The following is an 18906-nucleotide window of genomic DNA, read 5'->3' as shown; positions in this document are numbered from 1 at the left end:
GAGCCCCGTCCAGTGTCTGGACGGGGCTCTTTGCCGTCTCCCCGGCTGGATAGGCTGAAGGCCTTCCCATTCGACGTGGAATCCCCTACGAACAGCAGGAGCGGACCATGAACGTTGTGACCCCGGCAGGCGGCGACAGCGTGGCGGCCCTCCCCCAGACTCCGTCCGGGGGGACCCCCACCTGGCCGGGCGTCCTCGACGCCCTGCTGACCGGCCGGGACCTGGGTGCCGACGACACCGCCTGGGCCATGGACCGGATCATGCGCGGGGAGGCCACCGACGCCCAGATCGCCGGCTTCGCGGTCGCGCTGCGGGCCAAGGGGGAGACGGTCGAGGAGATCAACGGCCTCGTACGGGCCATGTACGCGCACGCCAACCTCATCGAGGTGCCGGGCCGGACGGTGGACATCGTCGGCACGGGCGGCGACGGGGCCAAAACGGTGAACATCTCCACGATGTCGGCGCTCGTGGTGGCCGGTACGGGCGCCAAGGTGGTCAAGCACGGCAACCGGGCCGCCTCCTCCGCGAGCGGCTCCTCCGACGTGCTGGAGAAGCTCGGCGTCAATCTCAACCTCACCCCGGAGCGGGTCGTGCAGGTCGCGGAGGAAGCCGGCATCACCTTCTGCTTCGCCGTGAAGTTCCACCCGGCGCTGCGGCACGTGGCGGCGGCCCGCAAGGAACTGGGCATCCGGACCACCTTCAACTTCCTCGGCCCGCTGACCAACCCGGCGCGGGTCCGCGCCCAGGCCACCGGTGTCGCAGACGCCCGGGTCGCCCCGATCGTGGCGGGCGTGCTCGCCGAGCGGGGCTCGTCCGCGCTCGTCTTCCGCGGCGACGACGGCCTGGACGAGCTGACGACGACCGCCACCTCGCGGGTGTGGTGGGTGCGCGACGGCAAGGTCTCGGAGCAGTCCTTCGACCCGCGCGACGTGGGCATCGAGCTCGTCGACGTCTCGGCACTGGCCGGCGGGGACCCCTCGTACAACGCGGACGTGGCCCGCCGCCTGCTGGCCGGTGAGACGGGCCCGGTCCGCGACGCGGTCCTGCTGAACTCGGCGGCGGCCCTGGTCGCTCTGGACCCGGGCACGGGCACCCTGGAGGAGCAGATCGCCGCCGGCATCGCCCGTGCGGCGGAATCGATCGACTCGGGTTCTGCGCGGGCCGCGCTGGAGCGGTGGGTGGCCGCGAGCAACGCGTAGCCCCTGCGGCGGGCCCGATTCCGCCCGATTTCCCGCTGATCGTTTTGAGCCAAGCCCCGGTCCGCCATGTGGACCGGGGTCTTGTGTTCGGAGGATCTTGTGGCAGGATGCTGACCAGGTCACGAGTGACAGCGTTTAGGCCCCGGCTTGCTGTCCGGCAACCCTCCTTCCGTGGCGGGGTGCCCCGGGTGATGACCAGGTCGTAGGCAGCAAGGCCTACGGCAAGCGCGGATCCCTCGACACCAGGGGTCCTGGTCTCTCGAGGAGCGTTTTCCGTGAGCAAGCGAATGCGATAGGGCGACTCCGCCCCTTCTTCACCCCTCGGATCAGGGTCGCTTCCGCGTACCCCGGATCGGTCCGAGGATTTCCCGTACCCCGGTCGCGCCGGCCGCAGAGCCGCGTCGTACCCGCGTACGGGCACACCGAAGCCATTCAGACCTGCCTGCCGGGAGATACCGCCATGTCCGCTGCCCTGAACGCCGCCACCACCACCTCTGTCGCCGACGCTGCCGCCTGCGACTCCGCCTGTGCCGAGCCGCTGCCGGTCCTCGGCCGGGACGTCACCGTCCCGCTCGTCACCGGCGGCGAGGTCACCTACGCGGCCCTCGACTACGCGGCCAGCGCCCCCGCCCTCCAGCGGGTCTGGGACGACGTCGCCGCCTACGCCCCCTACTACGGCAGCGTGCACCGCGGCGCCGGCTACCTCTCGCAGCTCTCCACCGACCTCTTCGAGCAGAGCCGGGTCACGGTCGCCGAGTTCCTCGACTGCCGCCCCTCCGACCAGGTGATCTTCACCCGGTCCACCACCGACTCCCTCAACCTGCTCGCCGCCGTACTCCCGGCCGACTGCCAGGTCTTCGTCTTCGAGACCGAGCACCACGCCTCGCTGCTGCCCTGGACGAACGCGCAGGTCACCTACCTCAACGCCCCGCGCACCCCGGACGAGGCCGTCGCCACCCTGGAGCGGGCCCTCGCCGACCGCGACCCTTACGGCCCGGCGCTCGTGTGTGTCACCGGCGCCTCCAACGTCACCGGTGAGCTGTGGCCGGTGAAGGAGCTCGCCGCCGCCGCGCACGCCCACGGCGCGCGGATCGTCCTGGACGCCGCCCAGCTGGCCCCCCACCACCCGGTCTCCGTCCGTGACCTCGACGTGGACTGGGTCGCCTTCTCCGGACACAAGCTGTACGCGCCCTTCGGCTCGGGCGTGCTCGCCGGCCGCGCGGACTGGCTCCAGCAGGCCGAGCCGTACCTCGCGGGCGGCGGCGCCTCCCGCAAGGTGGCCCGGCGCGGGGACGGCGGCGTGGACGTCGAATGGCACACCACCGCCGCCCGCCACGAGGCGGGTTCCCCGAACGTCATCGGCGTCTACTCCATCGCCTCCGCCTGCCGGGCCCTCACCGAGGCGGGCTTCGACACGCTGGTCGCCCGTGAGCAGGAGCTCATCGGCAAGGTCCGCGCGGGTCTGGCCGAGGTCCCGGCGGTCCGCGTCCTGTCCCTCTTCGGGGACGACGCGCCGCGGGTCGGCGTCATCTCCTTCGTGGTGGACGGCTGGAACAGCTCCCACTTCGCCGCCGCCCTCTCCGCCGAGTACGGGATCGGCGTGCGCGACGGCCTCTTCTGCGCCCACCCGCTGGTCCGCACCCTGCTGGGCAGCGAGCCGCAGGCCCAGGGCGAATGCGGAGCCCCCGAGGCGGCGCCGGGCGAGCGCTCGCTGAACGCGATCCGCGTCAGCTTCGGCGCGGGCACCGCCGACGAGCACGTCGAGCGCTTCGTCCGCGCGGTGAAGGAACTCGTCGCGGACGGCGCCAAGTGGCAGTACCGCACGCAGGAAGGCCGCTGCGTCCCGGCCGTCTGAGGGCGCGGCACCGCTCCGGGGGCCCCGCCCCCGCGCCTCAATCGCCGACGGGGCTGGGGTGACGCCCCTGCGCGTGCGCGGCTGCCCCGTTCGGCGGGGCCGGGGGTTCGCCTCAATCGCCGGCGAGGCTGGGGGGTGTCCCCGGGTGGGGCCGGAGCGGGGCTTGGGGCGGTGCCCCTCCGGAGTGTCTCCTCGGCTCGCGCACCAAGGCACCGCTTCGACACTTCAGGGTGGTTGCGCGCTCGTCCTGCGGGGACCCTCCTGCGTGTCCCCACCCCAAGCCCCACTCCGACCCCACCCGGGCGCGGGTGTACATCGACTGCGATGCCCCCGGGCCGGGGTCCCTTGTCTGGGCGTGGGGTGGATTCGTCACTCTCCCGCTCCGCGGGCCGGGGTCGTTGCTCGCGGGGGGAGTGGGGGCGCGCAGGGGCGTCCCCGCAGGACGAGCGCGCAACCACCCTTACGCCACGCAGCACGCCTTGGTGCGCGAGCCGAGGAGACGTCCCGGAGGGACCCCGCGGACCGCACCGGCGGACAAGACCCCGTCCGGGGAGACCACCCCAGCCCCGCCGGCGATTGAGGCGCGGGGGTGCGGGGGCCGGGGCCCCGGAGGGGGCACCCCGAGGGCCCGCGCGCACGCCCGGCGGAGGGCTACGCGTCGAGGCCGATGGCGAAGGCGGCTTCCAGGTCGTGCTGGGAGTACGTGCGGAACGCCACGTGCGTGTCCGTCGCCTCGACGCCCGGGATCTTGCTGATGCGGCCCGGGATGATGTCCGCCAGGTTCTCGTGGCGGGCCACGCGGACCAGCGCGATCAGGTCGTACGTTCCGGTGACGGAGTAGACCTCGCTGACGCTGTCCAGCGCGGCGATGGACTCGGCGATCTCGGGGATGCGGTCCACGCTGGTCTTGATGAGCACGATCGCGGTGATCACGGTTGGCTGTCTCCCTCGGTGGCCGTCGCTGGTCGCCTCACTCTAGTCGTACGGCGGTAGCGGGCCCACGCGTAGCAGAAGCCGAGGGAGAAGCCCACCACGTGGGCCAGGTACGCCACCCCCGGGCCGCTGCCCGCGCGGTGCGCCGCCAGCCATTGGAGGGCGAACCAGAACAGCAGCACGATCCACGCCGGGAACCGCAGCGGCAGGAAGAGGAGGAAGGGGAACAGGCTCGTCACCCGGGCCCTCGGCAGGAGACAGAGGAACGCGCCCAGGACCGCCGAGATGGCTCCGGAGGCCCCGACCAGGGAATGCGGGGAGCCCGCGTTGGCCGCCGCGTAGGCCGCCAGGGCCACGTAGCCCGTACACACGTAGAAGACGAGGAACGCCGGCCGGCCCATCCGCTCCTCCGCCATCGCGCCGAAGACGTAGAGGAAGAGCATGTTCCCCAGCAGGTGCAGCCAGCTGCCGTGGACGAACAGCGCGGTCAGCGGTGTCAGCCAGGCCCGGGGGCTGCCCGGGAACAGCTCGTTCGGGACCACGCCCCAGCGCCGGAAGTACTCCGTCCCGGCTGCCAGCAGCTCGTCGCCCGCCCCGTAGACCGGGTTCAGCCCCGAGGCCGGGCTCAGGACGAACACCACCGCGCAGCCCGCGATCAGCGCATGGGTGACCACCGGTCCCCGGGCGGCCTCCAGAACGGCCTGCCACCTTACGATCATGTGACAGAGCATGACGCAACCAAGCCCACCTGAAGCGGTGCCAGGCCGTAGGGTTACGAGCTGCGGTCTCCCCCAGCGTCGCGGGCGGCTTTAATTGAATCAGCTACGAAGGAGAGCGGCCCGATGACGACGGTTCCCCTGCCGACCGACACCACCCGGTGGCGCTGCACCCTGTGCGGCAACCTCACGCGCTTCGACGTCACCCGTTCGTCGAAGGTCGTCGAATACGTCCACCTGGACCTCGCCGGGGAGCCCAAGGTCGAGGAGCGCGAGGTGGTCAATGAGACCATCGAGTCGGTCCGCTGCCGCTGGTGCAACGCGGTGGACCAGATCGAGCTCGTGGACAGGCCGGGCGCGGACTCCTGATGGAGCCGCGCCCACAGTAGATCACGGTAGGGGTGACGGATTGTGGAGCCAGCAAGCGGCGCTGAGCCGGCCGACGCGGCCGGCGACGCCGCCGAGGTGCTCGACCGCCCGCTGCCGGAAGGCGTGCGGCGCCGGGTCGTCGCGCTCGTCTCGGAAGCCTTCGGCGGACTGACGGTCGCGGACCTCCCCGCGCAGCTGCGCCAGTACGCCCGGTTCACCCCGACCCGGCGGGCCAAGTTCGCCGGCAACGCCATGGCCGCGGCGGTCGAGACCGACGCCGTCTTTCGCAGCCGGGTCGCCGAGAAGCTCCGCGAGGCGCAGGCCGACCTGGCCGGGGCGCTGGAGTCCGGCGCCCCGCCCGCCGCCGCCGATCCGCTGGACGTGGCGGCCGCCGCGTACGTGCTGAGGCCGACCGGGTGGGTCAAGCTGGTCGCCGCCGCGGGCGAGGAGGCGCAGCGCGCCGACGCCGAGCGGGTCGGCGAGGAGACCCGGCGCGAGCTGGACCGGCTCCGCGAGGAACTGGCCCACGTACGGGACCTGCAGCGCGCCGGCGGCGAGCAGGTGCGGGCCGAGCTGGAGTCGACGCGCAGGGAAGCGGAATCGCTTCAGCGCAAGCTGCGCAGCGCGCTCAGCGACGTCAAGCGCGGCGAGGCGGCCCTGCGCAAGGTGAACTCCGAGATCGACGGGATCCGCGGCGACGCGGCCGCGCGGGTGGCCGCCGCCGAGAGCGAGGCCCGGCGGCTCAAGTCCCGGCTGGCGGAGGTGGAGACGGCGCTGGAGACCTCGCGCCGGGCCACCCGTGAGGGGCGCAGCATCGAGGACATGCGGCTGCGGCTGCTGCTGGACACCGTGCTGGACGCGGCGGCGGGGCTGCGCCGCGAGCTGGCGCTGCCGCCGGTGAACACCCGCCCGGCGGACACCGTGGACGCGGTGGAGCCGGGCCGGATGACGCCGAAGGACATCGCGGCGCGTGCGCTGTCCGAGACCGATCCGGCGCTGCTGGACCAGCTGTTGGCGCTGCCGCAGGCCCATCTGGTGGTCGACGGCTACAACGTGACCAAGACGGGCTATCCGACGATGCCGCTGGAGAAGCAGCGGCTGCGGCTGCTGGGCGGGCTGTCGATGCTCGCCGCGCAGACGGGCGCGGAGATGACCTGTGTCTTCGACGGGGCGGAACTGGCGGCTCCCGTGCTGCTGGCGCCGCCGCGCGGGGTGCGCGTGCTGTTCTCCAAGGCCGGGGTGACGGCGGACGAGCTGATCCGCCAGCTGGTGCGCGCGGAGCCGCCCGGCCGTCCGGTGGTCGTGGTCTCCACCGACCGGGAGGTCGCCGACGGGGTGGCCAAGGCGGGTGCGCGGCCGGTGACGTCCGCCTTGTTGCTGAAGCGGCTTTCGCGCGTTTCGTAAGTCCTGGCCCCAATGCCCGATTTGGCGGGGCGTGTGGGGGACGTACCGTCAAGTGCCCGGCACGCAGCGTGCGCTGTAGGTAAAGAAGCTGGTCGGCGGCCGACTTTTTTCCCGACAGGATTTGAACTGATCACAGCGAGGTCACTAGGGTCTGTTCAAACCTTCGTGCGGTAGATCACTCATTCGGGGTGTCGGCGGAGGTGCTGCCGAGTTGCGTTCCTTCGGCGGCTCTAGGAAGAAGGAGCTCGCCTTCGTGGCGTCCCACCGTCGACCCAAGCAGCCGAACCGCACCCGTGTGACCGTGCTCACCGCCACCGCGGCCGCGGCCGTCGCCCTCTCCGCCCAGGCCGCCTCCGCCGCCCCGGCGAAGCCGAGCAAGGACGAGGTCAAGTCCCAGGTCGACGCCCTCTACGAAGAGGCGGAGCAGGCCACCGAGAAGTTCAACGGGGCCAAGGAACGCCAGGAGACGCTCGAAAAGGAGATCGCGCAGCTCCAGGACCAGGTCGCGCGCGGCCAGGGCGACCTCAACGAGCTGCGCGGCACGCTCGGGTCGATGGCGAGCGCCCAGTACCGCAACGGCGGCATAGACCCGTCGATCGCCCTCCTCCTCTCCTCGAACCCCGACAGCTACCTCGACAAGGCCTCCAGCCTGGAGCACCTGAGCGGCAAGCAGGTCGAGGCGGTCCAGAAGATCCAGGCCAAGCAGCGCAGCCTCGCGCAGCAGCGCCAGGAGGCCGCCGGCAAGCTCGCCGACCTCGACGCCACCCGCAAGGAGCTCGGCGAGAAGAAGAAGGTCGCGCAGGACAAGCTCGCCGAGGCCCAGGCCCTCCTCAACACCCTCACCGCCCAGGAGCGCGCCGCGCTCAAGGACGAGGAGACGCGCGCCAGCCGCAGCGACAGCAGCCGCGTCGACCTCGGCAACGTGAAGGCCTCCGGCCGCGCCGGAGCCGCCCTGGAGGCCGCGAAGACCAAGCTGGGCGGCGCCTACGTCATGGGCGCCACCGGCCCGAGCGCGTTCGACTGCTCCGGGCTCACGCAGTGGGCGTACAAGCAGGCCGGCGTGAACATCACCCGCACCACCTACACCCAGGCCAACGACGGCACGCGCATCGGCCGCAGCCAGCTCCAGCCCGGTGACCTGGTCTTCTTCTACGGGGACCTGCACCACGTCGGCCTCTACGCCGGCAACAACATGACGCTGCACGCCTCCAACCCGCGCGGCGGCATCAAGTACGAGTCCATGGACAACATGCCCTTCCAGTTCGGCGTCCGCGTCGGCTGACGCCTCCCGTACGCCGCGTCCCCGCCCGGGGACGCGCCGTACACCGCCCATCCGGGCGAATTGCGGGGCCCCGCTCTGACCACACGCCCCGCCGGTGACCTGCGTCTCCGGCGGGGCGTCACTGTGCGTACCCGTCGGCGGTCGTTGGCCGGTGCCCGGTGGCGCGGCTACTGTCTGCCAGCGCGGAACCCGGCACACGGCCGTCCACGGGGGGCGGACCCGGGCCCCGCGCAGCGGAAGGGAGCGGTTTCACGTGGCGTCCCATCGCCGGCCCGGCCCCAGCGGCCTCACCGGTCTTGCCGGTCTCGACCGGAACGCGAAGGTCACCGTCCTCACCGCCGCCGCGGCCACCGCCGCGGTCGCCATGGCGGGCGCACCCGCGAGCGCGGCCCCCGGCCTGCCGCAGGACCCCGCCGACAGCGCCCGCGCCCAGGTCGACCGGCTCCTCGAAGAGGCCGAGCAGGCCACCGAACGCTTCAACGAGGCGGGCGAGAAGGCCGATCGGCTCCGCGCCGAGGTCGACCGCGCCCAGGACGCGGTCGCCCGCGGCCAGGAGCGCATCAACACCATGCGCGGCGTCCTCGGCACCTTCGCCGGAGCCCAGTACCGCAGCGGCGCCATCGACCCCACCGTCGGCCTGATGCTCTCCGAGGACCCCGACGCGTACCTGGAACAGGCCGCCGCCCTCGACCGGCTGACCGGCCGCCAGGCCCGGCAGCTCGACGAACTCCGCGAGGAGCAGCGCCGGCTCGGCCAGGAACGCCGGGAGGCCTCCCGCAAACTCGCCGAACTCGACGCCCTGCGTTCCGACGTGGCCCGGCACAAGCGGTCCGTCACGGCGAAGCTCGCGGCCGCCCGGCGGCTGCTGAACGCCATGCCGTCCGAGGAACGCGCCGACTACGAGCGGGCCTCCCGCTCCGGCGGCCGCCCCGACGCGCTGCCCGACCTCTCCTCGCTGGGCCCCTCGTCGGGGCGGGCCGCCGCCGCGGTGATGGCCGCCCGGGCGGCGGTCGGCCGGCCGTACGTATGGGGCTCCACCGGCCCCTCCGGCTTCGACTGCTCCGGGCTGATGGTCTGGTCGTACCGGCAGGCCGGGGTCTCGCTGCCGCGCACCTCGCAGGCCCAGCGGCACGCGGGGCGCCAGGTGCCGCTGTCGCAGGCGCGGCCGGGCGACCTGGTGACCTACCGGTCCGACGCCAGCCATGTCGGCATGTACGTCGGCAACGGGCAGGTGGTGCATGCCCCGTATCCGGGGGCCCGGGTGCGGTACGACCCGGTGGGGATGATGCCGGTTTCGGCGGTTACGCGGCCCTGAGGGCGGGGGTGCGTACGATCGGCTGATGTCTGCTGTCCGCCGTGGTCCGGGTTTGCGCTGGGTGCTTCCGCTGCTGTGCGTTCTGCTGGCCGGATGCGGGGCGCGGCCGGTCGACACCGCCGGCCGGGACATCCGGCGGGCCGTCGCCGAGTGGTCGAGGGTGCCGCCGCAGCGGCTCGCCGGGATCCCGCTGGAGGACTGGTCGTACGAGGTCGCCTCGGTACGGCGGGACGGGGCGCGAGCCCTCGTACGGGCCGAGCTGCGCTACCGGCTGGCCGGCTACGACGCGGCCCCGGGCGGCTCGGCGCGCGTGCTGGAGCTGGAGCTCGTACGTGAGGCGGGCGGGGAACGCGCGCGGTGGCGGGTCACCGCCGACCGGCCCGCGCCGGGGGCGCTGCCGCAGCTGTGGGACCAGGGGCCGGTGTCGGAGGTCCGGGGTACGCACTCGCTGGTGCTGGGCGGCGCCGGGGCCCCCGACCTGGCCCCGATCGCCGCCGAGGCCGACCGGGCGGTGCCCGCGGCGAGCGCCGCCTGGCCGCGGTCGTGGGCCGGGCGGGTGGTCGTGCTGGTCCCCGGGTCCCTGGACCGGATGGCGGAGCTGCTGGGCCGGCCGGCCGACGACTACCGGGGGCTGGGGGCCGTCACCACCGGCCGGGTGGGGGCGGCGCCCGCGCCCGCCGACCGGGTGGTGGTCAACCCGGAGGGCTGGGCCGAGCTGGGGGAGGAGGGGCGGCGCGTCGTCCTGACCCACGAGGTGACGCACGTGGCCACCCGGGCGGCGACCACCGCGATGACGCCGCTGTGGCTCTCCGAGGGCTTCGCGGACTGGGCGGCGTACCGCGGCACCCCCACCACCCCGGAGCAGGGCGCCCCCGCGCTGGCGCGGGCCGTACGGCGGGGCGAGGTGCCGGCCGCCCTCCCGGACACCGGGGCCTTCGCCTTCGGAGGCGACCCCGATGCGCTGGCGCGGGCGTACGAGGGCGCCTGGCTGGCGTGCCGGCTGATCGCGGAGAAGTGGGGGGAGGGGGCGCTGGTGGAGCTGTACGAGCGGGCGGGGCGGGAGGCGTTCGCCACGGCGCTGGAGGGGACGCTGGGGGTGGATCAGGGGGAGCTGACCTTGGCTTGGCAGGAGAGTCTGCGCGGTGAGCTGCGGTGAGCTGCGGTGACAGGCGTTTGTGGGCGGCGTTGGGGCCGGGGTTGGTGTCCGGCGTCGGTGTGCGGTGCTGGTGTCCGGTGTCGGTGTGCGGTGCTGGTGTCCGGCGTCGACGTCCGGCATTGGTGCCTGGCACCGCTGACTGGCGTGGCTGACCGGGGTACCGGTGAGTGGCGTCGCCGCCTGGCTTCCCCGCGTGGCGCCGCTGACTGGCGTGGCTGACCCTGACCGCGTACCGCTGACTGGCGTCGCGGCGTGGCGCCGCTGACTGGCGTCGCCGCCCGGTACCGCTGGCCGGCCACTGCCTACCGGCATCGTCGAAGCCCGCGGCGGCGGGAAGGTATCGTCGGCTGGCGATGCACAAGACGCTGATCGTGACCAACGACTTTCCGCCGCGACCCGGCGGCATCCAGGCCTTCCTGCACAACATGGCGCTGAGGCTGGATCCCGACCGGGTCGTCGTCTACGCCTCCACCTGGAAGCGGGGTGAGGAGGGGCGCGAGGCGACGGCCGCCTTCGACGCCGAGCAGCCGTTCCCCGTGGTGCGCGACCGTACGACGATGCTGCTGCCGACGCCGCGCGTGACGGCGAGGGCGGTTTCCCTGCTGCGCGCACACGGCTGCGAGTCGGTGTGGTTCGGCGCGGCGGCCCCGCTCGGCCTGATGGGCCCCGCGCTGCGGCGGGCGGGCGCGCGGCGGATCGTGGCCACGACGCACGGGCACGAGGCGGGGTGGGCCCAGCTGCCGGCCGCGCGGCAGCTGCTGCGGCGGATCGGCGAGGGCACGGACACGCTGACGTACCTGGGGGAGTACACGCGCTCGCGGATCGCCTCGGCGGTCACGGAGCGGGCGGCGGGGCGCATGGTGCAACTCCCGCCGGGGGTGGACGAGAAGACCTTCCACCCGGAGTCGGGCGGGGCGGAGGTCCGGGCCCGGCTGGGGCTGACGGACCGGCCGGTGGTGGTGTGCGTCTCCCGGCTGGTGCCGCGCAAGGGGCAGGACACGCTGATCGAGGCGATGCCGAGGATCCTGGCGGCGGTGCCGGACGCGGTGCTGCTGATCGTGGGCGGGGGGCCGTACGAGGCGGACCTGCGGGCGTTGGCGGCGGCCAAGGGGGTGGCGGCGTCCGTACGGTTCACCGGGGCGGTGCCGTGGGAGGAACTGCCCGCGCACTACGGGGCCGGGGACGTCTTCGCCATGCCGTGCCGGACCCGGCGGGGCGGGCTGGACGTGGAGGGTCTCGGGATCGTCTACCTGGAGGCTTCGGCGACGGGCCTGCCGGTGGTCGCGGGCGACTCCGGCGGGGCGCCGGACGCGGTACGGGACGGCGAGACGGGCTGGGTGGTCCGGGGCGGCTCCCCGGAGGACGCGGCGGACCGCGTGGTGGCCCTGCTACGGGACCCGGCCCTGCGGGAGCGGATGGGGGCCGCGGGCCGGGCGTGGGTCGAGGAGCGGTGGCGGTGGGACCTGCTGGCGGGGCGGTTGCGGGGGTTGTTGTAGGGGCCCCGCTTGGGCGGGGCCTTTGACCGTTGGTCGCGTCGGCATTTCGCTCAGGCGGGCGGTGACATGGGTGCGGGGCTTCGCGCTCGGTCGGCGTCTTTACCCCCCTCTCACCAGCGTGGCGGCGCGGTGGTTGCCCACCCGCCTCCCTAGGCGGCGAGGCTGAGCCTCGGTAACCCGGTGAGCGGGGTCGGTCCCGTCGTGCGGGCGGTGGACGCGGAGGCGGCGCGTGCTGTGCTGACCTTGGATGGGTACGCCGATATCGAGGTGCACGAGTGGGAGTTCGGCGGGCGGCGATGAGTCGCCATGGCTGACTGTCTCTCAGATGCCTGTCAAGGCGGGGTATGGATGGACGGCTGGATTCCGCTCATGATGCGGCCATGACATCTCATCTGACGCGTCGTCAAATGCTGGGCATCGGCGCCCTCCAGACCGCTGCCATGCTCGGCTTCACGCGGATCGGGCTCGCCTCGGCCGCCGCTGCCGAGCCCGCGGCCGCGCAGTACGCACCCGCCATCGTCGTGGGGTCAGGGTACGGGTCCGCCGTGGCCGCGCTCCGGCTCGGGCAGGCCGGTGTGCGGACCGTCGTGCTTGAGATGGGGCGGCTCTGGGACAGTCCCGGGGCGGACGGGAAGGTCTTTCCGTCCACGGCCGCCCCCGACGAGCGCTCCATGTGGTTCCGGAACCGGACCGAGGCGCCTCTGGCGCAGTTTCTTTGGCTTGATGTCGTCAATCGGGACATCAGGCCGTATCCCGGTGTGCTCGACCGGGTGAACTACGGGGACATGGCTGTGTACGTGGGGAGGGGGGTGGGTGGGGGGTCGCTGGTCAACGGGGGGATGGCGCCCACGCCGAAGAGGTCCTATTTCGGTGAGGTGTTTCCGCTCGTTGACGCCGACGAGATGTACGGGACCTATTTCCCGCGGGCGCGGGCCATGCTCGGCGTGAATGAGATCGACCCGGGGTGGTTCGAGTCCACGGAGTGGTACCGGTTCGCGAGGGTTTCGCGCAAGCACGCGCAGAACACCGGGCTCAAGACCGTGTTCGTGCCGAACGTGTACGACTTCGAGTACATGAAGCGGGAGGCCGCCGGGACGGCCGTCCGGTCAGCGCTGGCCGGGGAGGTTATTTACGGCAACAACCACGGGAAGAGGAGTGTCGACAAGACCTATCTCGCCGCGGCCATCGGTACCGGGAACGTCACCATCGAGACCATGCAGCGGGTGGTGGGTGTCCGGCCCGATCCGGGGGGTGGGTACGTCGTCACCGTGCAGACCAGCGATGTGACGGGGCGGGTCACGCAGGTGCGGGAGCTCGGGTGCCGGCAGCTGTTTCTGGGGGCCGGAAGTCTTGGGACCACCGAGATTCTGCTGCGGGCCCGGGAGACCGGGACGCTGCCCGGGCTCAGTGAGCGGGTCGGGTTGGGGTGGGGGCACAACGGCAATGTCATGACCGCCCGGGCCAACCATGTGTGGGACACCGTCGGGGCCAATCAGGCGACCATGCCCGCCATGGGGATCGACGATTGGGACAACGTCGCCAATCCGGTCTTCGCCGAGATCGCGCCGCTGCCCATGGGGCTGGAGCACTGGATCTCGATGTACCTGGCCATTACGAAGAATCCCGAGCGGGGGTTCTTCACCTATGACGCCGCGAGTGATTCGGCTCGGTTGAACTGGAGCAGGGATCAGAACACGCCGTCGGTGGAGGCCGCCAAGTGTTTGTTCGATCGGATCAATCGGCGGAATGTGACCGTGTACCGGCATGATCTGTTCGGGGGGAACAAGGCCTTCGCCGATGACTTTACGTACCACCCGCTCGGGGGGTGTGTTCTCGGAGAGGCGACGGACTCCTACGGGCGGGCGAAGGGGTACCAGGGGCTGTACGTCGTGGACGGCTCCCTGGTACCCGGCTCGCTCGGGGTGAATCCGTTCGTCACCATTACCGCTCTTGCGGAGCGGAACATGGCGCGGGTTCTGAGTGAGGATCCGCGTTAGGGGCGGTAGAGCGCTTCGATTTCGTCTGCGAAGTCCTTGGCCACCACGTTGCGCTTGAGTTTGAGGGACGGCGTGATGTGGCCTGATTCCTCCGTGAACTGGGAGGGGAGAATGCGGAATTTCCGCACCGATTCCGCCTTGGAAACCGCCGCGTTGCCGTCGTCCACTGCCTTCTGGACGGCGGCGATGAGGTCCGCGTCCTCGCGCAGCTCGGCCGCCGTGACCCCGGCCGGCTTGCCGTTCTCCGTGGCCCAGCGGCCCAGGAACTCCTCGTCGATGGTGACCAGCGCGGCCACGAACGGCCGTCCGTCGCCCACCACCATGCACTCCGCCACCAGCGCGTGGGCGCGGATGCGGTCCTCGATGACGGCGGGGGCCACGTTCTTGCCGCCCGCCGTGACGATGAGTTCCTTCTTGCGGCCGGTGATCGCGAGGTAGCCGTCCTCGTCGAGGGTGCCGACGTCGCCCGTGTGGAACCAGCCGTCGGTCAGCGCGTCCGCGGTGGCCGTCTCGTTCTTCCAGTACTCCTTGAAGATGTGCTCGCCGTGCAGCAGCACCTCGCCGTCGTCCGCGATGCGCACCACGGAACCGGGGAGCGGCTGGCCGACCGTACCGATCTTCGTCTTGTCCCACGGGTTGAAGGCCGTGGCCGCGCAGGACTCGGTCAGGCCGTAGCCCTCCAGCACGGTGAAGCCGATGCCGCGGAAGAAGTGCCCGAGGCGCTCGCCCAGCGGGGCACCGCCCGAGATCGCGTACTCGCCGCGGCCGCCGAGGACCGTGTGCAGCTTGCTGTAGACCAGCTTGGAGAACAGCTTGTGCTTGAGGCGGAGCCCGAAGGACGGGCCGGAGGGGGTGTCCAGGGCGCGGCTGTACGCGATCGCCGTCTCGGCCGCCGCGTCGAAGATCTTGCCCTTGCCGTCGGCCTGCGCCTTGGCGCGCGCCGAGTTGTAGACCTTCTCGAAGACGCGCGGCACACCGAGGATGAGGGTGGGCTTGAAGGACGCCAGCTCGTCGGTCAGGTTCTTGATGTCCGGTACGCAGCCCAGGCGGATCGGCGCCAGCACGGACGCCACCTCCACCAGGCGGCCGAAGACGTGCGCGGCCGGGAGGAAGAGCAGCACGGAGCACTCGCCGGTGCGGAAGAGCGGGCTGAGGCGCTCCACCACGTTCCCGCACTCGGCGAAGAAGTTGCGGTGGGTCAGCACGCAGCCCTTGGGGCGGCCGGTGGTGCCCGAGGTGTAGACGATGGTGGCCGGGTCGTCGGCGTTGGCGAGGCTGCTGCGCTCCTCGACCTCGGCGTCGGTGACCGAGGCGCCCGCGCTCTTCAGCGTGTCGAGGGCGCCCCGCTCGATCTCCCAGACCTCGCGCAGCTCCGGCAGGCGGTCGCGCAGCGAGGCCACGGCCGTGCTGTGCCCGGGGCTCTCGACGACCGCGGCGACGGCGCCGGAGTCGCCGAGGATCCACTGGATCTGCTCGGGGGAGCTGGTCTCGTACACGGGGACGGTGACGCCGCCCGCGCTCCAGATCGCGAAGTCGATCAGCACCCACTCGTAGCGCGTGCGGGAGATGAGGGCGACGCGGTCGCCCGGGCGGATGCCGGCCGCGATCAGGCCCTTGGCCGTGGCCCGGACCTCGGCGAGGAACTCGGTCGCGGTCACGTCCTGCCACCGGCCGTCGACCTTGCGGCTCATGACGGCGGTGTCTGGATGCTGCGCGGCATTGCGGCGGATGAGATCCGTCAGGTTCCCGTCCGACGGGACCTCGTACAGGGCCGGAAGGCTGAACTCGCGCAAGACTGCTGCTCCTCTGGGCGCCATCGCCACCGTGTGGACCGACCGGACGTTACCCACCGGTAGTGGGTTCCCGATAGAGGGAACCGGCCAGATGTTCCCTGCGTCACATGACGCAGCCATACCGTGCCGACAGTAGTCGACCCCCTTCGCGACTCGGAAGTAACCGCAGGTCCGGCCGCATTCACCCCCCGCACTACCCCTCCGTCACCAGGCGCCCCTAGGGTGACCGCATGGCTGGCAGCACGCGAGTTCACGTCGTGAGCGACGTACACGGCAACACCGAGGCCCTCGCCAGGGCAGGGGACGGCGCCGACGCGCTGATCTGCCTCGGTGACCTGGTCCTCTTCCTCGACTACGCCGACCACTCGCGCGGGATCTTCCCCGACCTCTTCGGCGTCGAGAACGCCGACCGGATCGTCGAGCTGCGCACCGCGCGCCGCTTCGAGGAGGCCCACGCCCTCGGGCGGCGGCTGTGGGCGGGGCTCGACCGGGAACGGATGATCGAGGGCGCGGTGCGCCGCCAGTACGCCGAGATGTTCGCCGCCTTCCCCACCCCCACGTACGCCACCTACGGCAACGTCGACATCCCGGCCCTGTGGCCGGAGTACGCCGACCGCCCCGGCCTCACCGTCCTCGACGGGCAGCGGGTGGAGATCGGCGGCCGGGTCTTCGGCTTCGTGGGCGGCGGACTGCCCTCGCCGATGCGGACCCCCTACGAGGTGTCCCTGGAGGAGTACGCCGCCAAGGTGGAGGCCCTGGGGGAGGTGGACGTACTGTGCTCGCACATCCCGCCGGAGGTGCCGGAGCTCTGCTACGACACGGTGGCGCGGCGCTTCGAGCGGGGCAGCGAGGCCCTGCTCGCCGCGATCCGGCGGACCCGGCCCCGGTACGCCCTCTTCGGGCACGTGCACCAGCCGCTGGCGCGGCGGATGCGGATCGGGAGCACGGAGTGCGTGAACGTCGGGCACTTCGCGGCGACCGGAAGGCCCTGGGCCCTGGAGTGGTGAGCTCCGCACGCACGGTAGCCTTCGAGCGGCGGCCGGAGGCCGCACATTTCCTCGAATACATCCCGGAGGATCGACCGCGATGGCGGAACACACCAGCTCAAGCATCACGATCGAGGCTTCGCCGGCCGACGTGATGGCCGTGATCGCCGACTTCGCCCGCTACCCGGAGTGGACCGGCGAGGTGAAGGAGGCCGAGGTCCTGGCCACCGACGCCGAGGGCCGCGCCGAGAAGGTCCGGCTGCTGCTGGACGCGGGCGCGATCAAGGACGACCACACCCTCGCGTACACCTGGAAGGGTGCGGACGAGGTCAGCTGGACCCTGGACAAGTCGCAGATGCTGCGACAGCTGGACGGCTCCTACCGGCTGACGCCGGTGGACGGCGGCAGGCGCACCGAGGTCACCTACTCGCTGACCGTGGACGTCAAGATCCCGATGCTCGGCATGATCAAGCGCAAGGCCGAGAAGGTGATCATCGACCGTGCCCTGGCCGGCCTGAAGAAGCGCGTCGAGTCCCACTGACCCACCGCTGCCGGAGCTCCCGCCCGGACCCAGCGGGGTCCGGGGCGGAGCACCGGGTCCTGTATCCGGAGTAACCCCCACCATGCCGCACACCCTGCTGATCACCGGTCCCGGCGGATCCGGCCGGACCACCGTCGCCGCCGCCACCGCCCTCGCGGCGGCCCGGCAGGGGCGGCGGGTGCTGCTGCTGTCCGGAGACGTCGGGGACCCGGCCGGCGCGCTGACGGGCGAGACGGCCGGCGAGGCCGAAGAGGTCGCGCCCGGCCTGCGGGCCACCACCGCCGCACACGGGCTCCGCGTGGCCCGCGTGGACTCCGGCGAGGAGTTCCGCGAGGAGCTCGTCGCCCTCCAGGAACGCGGATCCACCCTCCTCGGCATGCTCGGCGCCCGCCCGCTCGGCGCCGAGGAGCTCACCGAGCTGCCCGGCGCCGAACAGTTCGCGCTGCTGCGCGCCCTGAGGCGGGCCGCCACCGCCCCCCGGACCGACCTCGTCGTCGTCGACCTGCCCCCGCTCCACCAGGCCCTGGCCACCCTCGCCCTCCCCGCCCAGCTGCGCCGCTACCTCGCCCGGCTGCTCCCCGCCGAGCGGCAGGCCGCCCGCGCCCTGCGGCCCGTCCTGGCCCAGCTGGCCGGGGTGCCCATGCCCGCGCAGTGGCTCTACGAGGCCGCCGCCCGCTGGGACGAGGAGCTCGCCGCCGTCCAGGCCGTCGTCGAGGCCGACACCACCGAGGTGCGCCTGGTCGCCGAGCCGGGGCCGGCCGCCGCCGACGCCGTCCGGCTGGGGCGGCTCGGGTTCGCCCTCCAGCAGCTGCCCGTCGCCGCCGTCGTCGCCAACCGCACCCTGCCCCAGGGCTCCGCCGACCCCTGGCTCGCCGGGCTCGCCGCCGAGCAGGAGAAGTGCGCCGCCCAGTGGGCCGGGGAGCTCCCCGTGATCCGGCTGCCCCACCTCGGCCGGGCCCCGCGCGGCCCGCAGGACCTGGCACTGCTCGCCGATGGCGCTACCGATACCGACGCCGATACCGGCGCCACCGACGGTCTCGTCCCGCCCCCGCCCGCGCCCCGTCCGGCCTGGGCCGTCGAGGACCGGCTCGCCGAGGACGGGGTACTCGTCTGGGTGGTGCCGCTGCCCGGCGCGCACAAGCGCGAGCTCGACCTCATCCGCCGCGGCGACGAGCTGCTGCTCACGGCCGGCCCGTACCGCAGGATCGTTCCGCTCCCCGCAGCGCTGCGCCGCTGCACCGTTTCCGGCGCCGCCCTGGCCGAAGACGCGCTCCGCATCCGCTTCACCCCGGACCCGGGTCTCTGGCCGCGCACGCGCTGATCCCCGTACCGCCGTTCGGGTAACGTCGAAGGTAGCCCGTACCGCACGCACAGCAGCCGCCGCAGGAGAGTCCGCCATGAGCGAGGCCACCGACCGACCCACCGACGACGACGCCTGGGCCAAGGCCTGCGCCGAGGACCTCGCCGCCGAGAAGGAGCGCCTGCGCGGGCAGGGCGCGGGGGCCACCGGGACCGCCGCCGAAGAGCTGTTCAAGCTCTTCGAGGCCGTCGCGGACAAGGTCTCCGGGCTGAACAACCCGCTCTTCGGCACCGCCGCCCAGGGAGCCGTGCGCCAGTTCGTCAACCAGGCGAAGACCGCCGCCAAGCCCGTCATCGAGCGCAACCCCGAGGTCTTCGACCACCTCGCCGCCGCCGGCTCCGAACTGCTCGCCGCCTACCGCTCGGCCGTCGAGGGCCACGAGCGCCGCTGGACACGGGGCGAGCCCCCGGCCCCCCGCAAGGAGCGCGACCCCCGGGACGAAGGCCCTGGTGACGGCCCGACGGAGCGGATCGATCTCGACTGAACCCCTGCCGCCCTCGGGTA

Annotated in this window: 16 protein-coding genes and 1 riboswitch; of the genes, 13 read left to right on the top strand and 3 right to left on the bottom strand. The window is 72.7% G+C overall.

Going from position 1 to position 18906, the window contains the following annotated elements:
* The first annotated feature begins 107 nt into the window (after positions 1–107).
* Both trpD and ACGFYU_RS17735 read left to right on the top strand, forming a co-directional pair.
* On the top strand, positions 108–1199 hold the full coding sequence (trpD, locus tag ACGFYU_RS17740) for an anthranilate phosphoribosyltransferase (RefSeq protein ID WP_393828200.1): 1092 nt from the start codon (positions 108–110) through the stop codon (positions 1197–1199).
* A gap of 117 nt (positions 1200–1316) precedes the next feature.
* Positions 1317–1433, top strand: a riboswitch (SAM riboswitch).
* A gap of 226 nt (positions 1434–1659) precedes the next feature.
* Positions 1660–3054 (top strand): aminotransferase class V-fold PLP-dependent enzyme, encoded by a 1395-nt coding sequence (locus ACGFYU_RS17735; RefSeq protein ID WP_393828199.1) that lies wholly within the window; start codon positions 1660–1662, stop codon positions 3052–3054.
* A gap of 651 nt (positions 3055–3705) precedes the next feature.
* Here ACGFYU_RS17735 and ACGFYU_RS17730 read toward each other — a convergent pair.
* Together ACGFYU_RS17730 and ACGFYU_RS17725 are read right to left on the bottom strand one after the other, a co-directional pair.
* Positions 3706–3987: an Lrp/AsnC family transcriptional regulator gene (locus ACGFYU_RS17730; protein ID WP_008738815.1), complete on the bottom strand. Its 282-nt coding sequence runs from the start codon at positions 3985–3987 to the stop codon at positions 3706–3708.
* Entirely contained in the window at positions 3984–4718 is a 735-nt protein-coding gene (locus ACGFYU_RS17725) for a rhomboid family intramembrane serine protease (protein WP_393828198.1), read from the bottom strand. Before ACGFYU_RS17725 ends, ACGFYU_RS17730 begins: the two co-directional genes overlap by 4 nt.
* A gap of 111 nt (positions 4719–4829) precedes the next feature.
* On the opposite strand from ACGFYU_RS17725, the gene ACGFYU_RS17720 reads away from it, so the two are divergent.
* The 7 genes from ACGFYU_RS17720 (at position 4830) to ACGFYU_RS17690 (ending at position 13722) form a co-directional block, all read left to right on the top strand.
* Positions 4830–5072 carry a hypothetical protein gene (locus ACGFYU_RS17720; RefSeq protein WP_215020373.1) on the top strand — a complete coding sequence of 81 codons (243 nt, stop codon included), beginning with the start codon at positions 4830–4832 and terminating at the stop codon, positions 5070–5072.
* A gap of 39 nt (positions 5073–5111) precedes the next feature.
* Positions 5112–6476: an NYN domain-containing protein gene (locus tag ACGFYU_RS17715; RefSeq protein ID WP_393828274.1), complete on the top strand. Its 1365-nt coding sequence runs from the start codon at positions 5112–5114 to the stop codon at positions 6474–6476.
* A gap of 253 nt (positions 6477–6729) precedes the next feature.
* The gene (locus tag ACGFYU_RS17710) at positions 6730–7758 is read left to right on the top strand and encodes an NlpC/P60 family protein (protein ID WP_393828197.1); all 1029 of its coding nucleotides are present in this window, start codon (positions 6730–6732) and stop codon (positions 7756–7758) included.
* A gap of 253 nt (positions 7759–8011) precedes the next feature.
* Positions 8012–9073 carry an NlpC/P60 family protein gene (locus ACGFYU_RS17705; RefSeq protein WP_393828196.1) on the top strand — a complete coding sequence of 354 codons (1062 nt, stop codon included), beginning with the start codon at positions 8012–8014 and terminating at the stop codon, positions 9071–9073.
* Positions 9074–9098: 25 nt separating this feature from the next.
* Positions 9099–10229, top strand: a complete 1131-nt coding sequence (locus ACGFYU_RS17700) for a hypothetical protein (protein WP_393828195.1) — start codon at positions 9099–9101, stop codon at positions 10227–10229.
* 353 nt (positions 10230–10582) lie between these two features.
* Positions 10583–11725: a glycosyltransferase family 4 protein gene (locus tag ACGFYU_RS17695; RefSeq protein WP_393828194.1), complete on the top strand. Its 1143-nt coding sequence runs from the start codon at positions 10583–10585 to the stop codon at positions 11723–11725.
* Between the two features lie 380 nt (positions 11726–12105).
* On the top strand, positions 12106–13722 hold the full coding sequence (locus tag ACGFYU_RS17690) for a GMC oxidoreductase (RefSeq protein ID WP_393828193.1): 1617 nt from the start codon (positions 12106–12108) through the stop codon (positions 13720–13722).
* Here ACGFYU_RS17690 and ACGFYU_RS17685 read toward each other — a convergent pair.
* Positions 13719–15515 (bottom strand): AMP-dependent synthetase/ligase, encoded by a 1797-nt coding sequence (locus tag ACGFYU_RS17685; RefSeq protein ID WP_393828192.1) that lies wholly within the window; start codon positions 15513–15515, stop codon positions 13719–13721. The genes ACGFYU_RS17690 and ACGFYU_RS17685 overlap by 4 nt on opposite strands.
* Positions 15516–15745: 230 nt before the next feature.
* Here ACGFYU_RS17685 and ACGFYU_RS17680 point away from each other — a divergent pair, with 230 nt between their 5' ends.
* The 4 genes from ACGFYU_RS17680 (at position 15746) to ACGFYU_RS17665 (ending at position 18886) form a co-directional block, all read left to right on the top strand.
* A complete protein-coding gene (locus tag ACGFYU_RS17680; RefSeq protein WP_382645131.1) occupies positions 15746–16522 on the top strand; it encodes a metallophosphoesterase in 777 nt (258 codons plus the stop codon).
* A 79-nt stretch (positions 16523–16601) separates the two neighbouring features.
* Positions 16602–17042 carry an SRPBCC family protein gene (locus ACGFYU_RS17675; RefSeq protein ID WP_393828191.1) on the top strand — a complete coding sequence of 147 codons (441 nt, stop codon included), beginning with the start codon at positions 16602–16604 and terminating at the stop codon, positions 17040–17042.
* Between the two features lie 82 nt (positions 17043–17124).
* Entirely contained in the window at positions 17125–18363 is a 1239-nt protein-coding gene (locus tag ACGFYU_RS17670; protein ID WP_393828190.1) for an ArsA family ATPase, read from the top strand.
* Positions 18364–18439: 76 nt separating this feature from the next.
* Positions 18440–18886: a DUF5304 domain-containing protein gene (locus ACGFYU_RS17665; protein ID WP_393828189.1), complete on the top strand. Its 447-nt coding sequence runs from the start codon at positions 18440–18442 to the stop codon at positions 18884–18886.
* The last annotated feature ends 20 nt before the right edge of the window (positions 18887–18906 follow it).

The sequence above is a fragment of the Streptomyces sp. NPDC048337 genome (assembly GCF_043201175.1).
GTDB lineage: Bacteria > Actinomycetota > Actinomycetes > Streptomycetales > Streptomycetaceae > Streptomyces.
Note: the sequence above shows the minus strand (reverse complement) of the source record. Positions and strands in the feature narration are given on the sequence as shown.